This is a genomic window from Gordonia otitidis NBRC 100426 (assembly GCF_000248075.1).
In the GTDB taxonomy this organism is placed as follows: Bacteria; Actinomycetota; Actinomycetes; order Mycobacteriales; family Mycobacteriaceae; genus Gordonia; species Gordonia otitidis.
Window position 1 is genome coordinate 1 of the sequence record NZ_BAFB01000235.1, and the last position, 5,569, is coordinate 5,569.

A 5,569-nucleotide genomic window follows, 5' to 3' on the forward strand; every position below is an offset into this window, starting at 1 on the left:
TACGAGTATCGGTTGGTACACCTGGAACACGCTCAATCCGCCGAAATCGTCGACCGGCTCGCGGGTCGCGGGAATCGAGGCGAGCACGACCGACGCGACGACCGGTAGCAACACCGTCCAGATCACGACACCCGGATTGCGGGCCAACAGCCGCGCCTCGGAACCGATCATCGCTGTTGTGGCGCTCATCGTCGTACTCCTTCTGTGTCGTCGGTGTCGGCATCTGCATGTGTGAGCGCGAGGAACGCGTCGTCGAGGTTCGGTTGGTCGACGCGGAGTTTGCGGCACGCGACACCGCTCTCGTGCAGCGCGATGATGACCGCCGAGGCGACGTTGTCGGTGCCCGTGACCAGAACCCGCTCGCCGGACCGCTCGACGCGGTGGACGTCGGGCAGCGTGCCGAGTGCCGCGACGTCGACCGCAGACGTCGGGATGAACGACATCCGCTGGTCGGCCTGGACCGATGTGGCGAGGTCAGCGGGTGTGTCGAGCGCGACGACACGTCCTGCGTCGATCACGGCGACGCGGTCACACAGACGTTCGGCCTCCTCCATGAAATGGCTGACCAGGAGGAGGGTCACGCCGGTGTCCTTGAGGTCTTCGAGCAGGCCCCACACCTCGCGACGGGCAGTCGGGTCGAGCCCGGTCGTCAGCTCGTCCAGGATGGCCACCTTCGGATTGCCGATCAGGGCCAGGGCCACCGAGAGCCGCTGTTTCTGTCCGCCGGACAATCTGGCGAAAGAGGTGCGTTCGTGTCCCCTCATGCCCAGGCGATCGAGCAGTTCACGCCAGTCGCGTGGGTGAGAGTAGAAACCGGCATACAGCCGCATGGCCTCCCCGACGGTCTGTTTGTCGGGCAGGCGCGACTCCTGCAGTTGGATGCCGAGCGATTCCCGCAGCCCCCGCTCCTGAGCAGCGGGGTCGAAACCGGCGACGCGCACACGGCCGCCGTCACGCATGCGAAGGCCGCCGATACATTCGACCGTGGTGGTCTTTCCCGCACCGTTGGGGCCGAGGATGCCGAAGATCTCGCCTTCTGCGACCTCGAAGTCGACGCCCCGCACGACCTGTTTGTCGCCGTAGCTCTTTGTTAGTCCCGCAACCTCGATCATTGCCATGCATACAACGATCGCGGTCGGCCGCCGCGAACGAATCCACCGCTCGACTACTTCTTCGTCAGCCGATCGGTGGACTCCGCGAGATCAGCCAAGCGCTTGCTAGGCTGAGCGGGTGGCGACGCGTAACGGGTCAACCAGGCGGGACGAGTTGTTGGCGACGGCCGGCCGCATGTTCGCGGAGCAGGGATTACGGTCGACGACGGTTCGCGATATCGCCGACGCCGCGGGAATACTCTCCGGCAGCCTCTATCACCATTTCGATTCGAAGGAGTCGATGGTCGACGAGATCCTGCGCAGCTTTCTCGATTCGCTGTTCACGCGGTACCAGGAGATCGCCGGGGCGGACATGTCGGCAACCGAGACGTTGCGCGAACTCGTCGTGACGTCATTCGAATCGATAGGCGCACAGCGCAATGCGGTCGCGATCTATCAGGACGAGGCGAAACATCTTGCAGGACAAGAGCGTTTCACCTACATCAACGAGCGCAATGTCGAATTCCGCGAACTCTGGCATTCGGTGCTGGCCCGCGGGGTCGCCGACGGCGAGTTCCGGTCAGACCTCGACATCGAGTTGGTCTACCGCTTCCTGCGTGACACGGTCTGGGTCGCGGTCCGCTGGTACCGACCCGGCGGATCGCTCTCCGTCGACGACATCGCCAAGCAGTATCTCTCCATCGTGCTCGACGGCATCCTTCCATGCTGAGCCCATCCCTTCCGCGTTGCGTCGCCATCGGGGGCCTTCCACTTACTTGGACGACCTAGTAATTTGAGGTGCAGCCAGTAGTACGAAGGGAAACACCGTGAGTTCAGGATTCAGCGAGTCCACCCAGACGGCAGTTGCGAGTGCGCGCAGCAACACGATCAGCGACATGCTGCACCGGACGGCGGCGCGTGCGCCCGACAAGACCGCGATCATGGACGGCGACGTCCGTCTCACCTACAGCGAATTCGACGCCGCGGTCAATCGTTGCGCCCATGCGTTGACCGCGCGCGGCCTCGGCCGCGGTGACCGACTCGCGCTCATCAGCCACAACTCATGGCAGTTCGCGGTGCTCAACTTCGCGTGCGCACGGATCGGCACGATCCTGGTACCCATCAACTTCGGGCTCGGTGTCTCCGAGATCGCCTACATCCTCGACCACAGCGGAGCGTCGGGCATCGTCGCAGAGGACACGCTCGGGGAGACCGTCATCGAGGCGATCTCCGCAGCCGGTACCCCGGTCGAGATCCGCGGGTGGATCGCACTCGCGGGAACGCAGGCACCCGACGGGTGGGAGCACGTCGAAGAGTGGATGACCGCGGGCGATGCCACACCACCGGACATCCTCGTCGGCGACGACGAGCCGGTGCGGATGATGTACACCTCGGGGACCGAATCGCGGCCCAAAGGTGTTCTGCTGTCGAGTAAGTCGCTCATGACGCAGTACGTATCGTGCATCGTCGACGGCGGAATGGAAGGGGTCGACGTCGAGATCCACGCCCTGCCGATGTATCACTGCGCCCAGTTGGACTGCTTCTTCTCCACCGACGTCTATCTCGGGGCGACGAGCATCATCCTGCCTGCGCCCGACGCGGCCACTATCCTCGCGACCATCGAGTCCGAACGCGTGACCAAGCTGTTCTGTCCGCCGACGGTGTGGATCTCGCTGTTGCGACACCCCGATTTCGACACCCGCGATCTGTCCTCGCTGCGCAAGGGGTACTACGGTGCCGCTGCCATGCCCGTCGAGGTGCTGCGTGAACTCGCGCGCCGCCTGCCCGACGTTCGGCTGTGGAACTTCTACGGACAGACCGAGATGTCGCCGCTGGCAACGATTCTCCAGCCGCATGAACAGCTCGATCGAGCCGGCTCCGCGGGCCGCGCCTCGCTCAACGTGGAGACGCGGGTCGTCGACGACGACGACAATCCGGTGCCCGTAGGAGAGGTGGGCGAGATCGTGCACCGCAGTCCGCACGCGGCGCTCGGCTATTACGCGGACGACGACAAGACCGCCGAGGCCTTCCGCAACGGGTGGTTCCACTCCGGCGATCTCGGAGTGATCGACAAGGACGGCTACCTCTCCGTTGTCGACCGCAAGAAGGACATGATCAAGACGGGCGGCGAGAACGTCGCGTCCCGCGAGGTCGAAGAGGCGATCTACCTACACGACGCCGTCGCCGAGGTCGCGGTCTTCGGTGTGCCGCACCCGAAGTGGATCGAGGCCGTCACCGCCGTCGTCGTTCCCAAAGACGGAGTCGACGTCACCGAGGCGGACATAGCCGAGCACCTCGCCGCGATCCTCGCGCCCTACAAGCGTCCGAAGTTCGTCGTGTTCGCCGAGGCCCTACCGAAGAATCCGTCGGGCAAGATCTTGAAGAAGAACCTGCGAGTGGAGCACGCCGACATCGCCGCCGACTAATGATCGGCGGCGATGTGCGGGCGTCGGTGTAGGTCCTCCCGAATCGTCAGTGTCCGGTGGTGAAGCGCTGGCGGCGGTGCTTGGGTTCGTCGATCTCGTCGACGAACGCGAGCGCGAAGTCGGCGCCGGAGATCTCCGAGCTGCCGTCCTCCTTCGTCACGAGGAGGTCGCCACCTGTCCGATATGAGCCGGTGGCCTCACCCGGTGCGAACGAACCGAACAGCGCGGCGGGGGAGACGTAGAACCAGTCCAGTTCATCGGGGCTCGTGCGCAACGCCTCGAGGACCTTGGCGTGCGAGAGCGCTTCGGGCTTCCAGTCGTCGTGGAAGTCCGGCGTGTCGACGAGTCGGGGACCGCCGTCGCTGACCAACGCACTGCCCGCACCACCGACGACGCCGAGTCGGGCGTTGTGGGCGATGGCGGCCCTGGTGATCTCGGGGACCAGCTCGACCAGCGGCTTTCCGTCGACATCGGCGCCATGCACGGCGACGACGATGACGTCGGCATCGCGTGCGGCCTGCTCGACGGTCGCCGAGTCGGCGAGTGAGCCGGTCTCGTAGGTGACCCCGTCGACGGGCTCGGCGGGCGCTCCACTACGGCTGTACGACGTGACGTGGTGCCCGCGCTTGACGGCCTGCGCCGCGATGTGTCCACCGGCGTACCCGGTGCCTCCGAAGATGACGATGTTCTGTGTGCTCATGTTCGGGAGAACTGCCGGACCGCGGTCCGGTATTCCCGGATCCGGGAGTTCCGCCCACACCGATTTCGGAGCCGTCGATTCAGCAGAGCACGAACTTCAGCGGAGAACGAAGGGATTGCCCGTCGGTGCGCCCGTGTTGATCCAGACGCTCTTGGTCTCGAGGTAGTCGTGTATTGCTGAGATGCCGTTCTCGCGGCCGAGGCCCGAATCCTTGACCCCGCCGAACGGCATCATGTAGCTGACGGCCCGATAGGTGTTGACCCACACGGTGCCCGACTCGATCGCCTCGGCCATGCGGAACGCCCGTCCCATGTCCGAGGTCCACACGCCGGCGCCGAGTCCGTACCGCGAGTCGTTGGCGATCGCGACCGCATCTTTCTCGTCGTCGAATCGGATCACCGAGAGCACGGGTCCGAAGACCTCTTCCTGCGCGATGCGCGAGGAGTTGTCGACGCCGGTGAAGATCGTCGGTTCGACGAACCAGCCGTCGCCACACTCGGGCCGGGTGGCCGCCGCGCCACCCAGACGTAGTCGTGCACCTTCGGCTTTCGCGATGTCGATGTAGGAGAGGACCTTCTCGTACTGGTCGCGGGTGGTGACCGGGCCGACCTGGGTGTCCGGGTCGGCGGGGTTGCCCATACGTGCCGTCTTCGAGAGTTCGACGACGCGAGCCACCACCTGGTCGTGGATCGACGACTGGACCAGTAGACGCGACCCGGCGATGCAGGTCTGTCCCGTCGCGGCGAAGATCCCCGACACCGCCCCGTTGACCGCGGCGTCGATGTCGGCGTCGTCGAAGACGATGTTGGGTGACTTGCCGCCGAGTTCGAGGCCGACGTGTTTGACGCCGCGTGCAGCCTGCTCTCCGATGCGACGGCCGGTGGCGTCTGATCCGGTGAAGCTCACCTTCCGGACGAGTGGATGGTCGACGAGCGGGCTGCCGACCTCGGCGCCGAATCCGGTCACGACATTCACCACTCCTGGCGGAAGACCGGCATCCTCCAGCAGCGCAACGAATTCCAGCGTCGAGGCGCTCGTGTGCTCGGAGGGTTTGATCACCACCGTGCAACCCGCGGCGAGGGCGGCGGCCAACTTCCAGGTGAGCAGCAGCAGCGGCGAGTTCCACGGGGTGATGATGCCGACGACGCCGACCGGGGACGTCGTCGTGTACGCGAAGTACCCCTTCTTGTCCAGTGGCACAACCGATCCCTCGATCTTGTCGGCCAGGCCGCCGTAGTAGCGGAACCATTCCGGGATGTAGGCGGTCTGGCCCGACATCTCGGCGAACAGCTTGCCGTTGTCGCGTACCTCGGTGTGTGCGAGCTCTGCGCTGTGCTCGGCAATGGCGTCGG

5 protein-coding genes and 1 pseudogene are annotated in these 5,569 nt (G+C 65.3%); 2 read left to right on the plus strand and 4 right to left on the minus strand.

Annotation, left to right across the window (positions count from 1 at the left end):
- Both GOOTI_RS22300 and GOOTI_RS22305 read right to left on the minus strand, forming a co-directional pair.
- Positions 1-189: pseudogene (locus GOOTI_RS22300) on the minus strand (ABC transporter permease); the annotation flags it as partial.
- Positions 186-1,118, minus strand: coding sequence for an ABC transporter ATP-binding protein (locus tag GOOTI_RS22305; RefSeq protein ID WP_007240864.1), 933 nt, complete (start codon positions 1,116-1,118; stop codon positions 186-188). The pseudogene GOOTI_RS22300 and the gene GOOTI_RS22305, both read right to left, overlap by 4 nt.
- 112 nt (positions 1,119-1,230) lie before the next feature.
- Here GOOTI_RS22305 and GOOTI_RS22310 point away from each other — a divergent pair, with 112 nt between their 5' ends.
- Together GOOTI_RS22310 and GOOTI_RS22315 are read left to right on the plus strand one after the other, a co-directional pair.
- Positions 1,231-1,821 (plus strand): TetR/AcrR family transcriptional regulator, encoded by a 591-nt coding sequence (locus GOOTI_RS22310; RefSeq protein ID WP_051998044.1) that lies wholly within the window; start codon positions 1,231-1,233, stop codon positions 1,819-1,821.
- A gap of 97 nt (positions 1,822-1,918) precedes the next feature.
- On the plus strand, positions 1,919-3,517 hold the full coding sequence (locus GOOTI_RS22315) for an acyl-CoA synthetase (RefSeq protein WP_007240866.1): 1,599 nt from the start codon (positions 1,919-1,921) through the stop codon (positions 3,515-3,517).
- Between the two features lie 46 nt (positions 3,518-3,563).
- On the opposite strand, the gene GOOTI_RS22320 is transcribed toward GOOTI_RS22315, so the two are convergent.
- A complete protein-coding gene (locus tag GOOTI_RS22320; protein ID WP_039994578.1) occupies positions 3,564-4,217 on the minus strand; it encodes an NAD(P)-dependent oxidoreductase in 654 nt (217 codons plus the stop codon).
- 96 nt (positions 4,218-4,313) lie between these two features.
- The coding region (locus tag GOOTI_RS22325) for an aldehyde dehydrogenase (protein ID WP_007240868.1) at positions 4,314-5,569 on the minus strand (1,256 nt) is incomplete at its 5' end.

What these genes read in the sequence shown, in the direction of transcription:
- GOOTI_RS22305 (WP_007240864.1), bottom strand. Translation starts at nt 1,118, where the DNA reads ATGGCAATGATCGAGGTTGCGGGACTAACAAAGAGCTACGGCGACAAA.
- GOOTI_RS22320 (WP_039994578.1), bottom strand. Translation starts at nt 4,217, where the DNA reads ATGAGCACACAGAACATCGTCATCTTCGGAGGCACCGGGTACGCCGGT.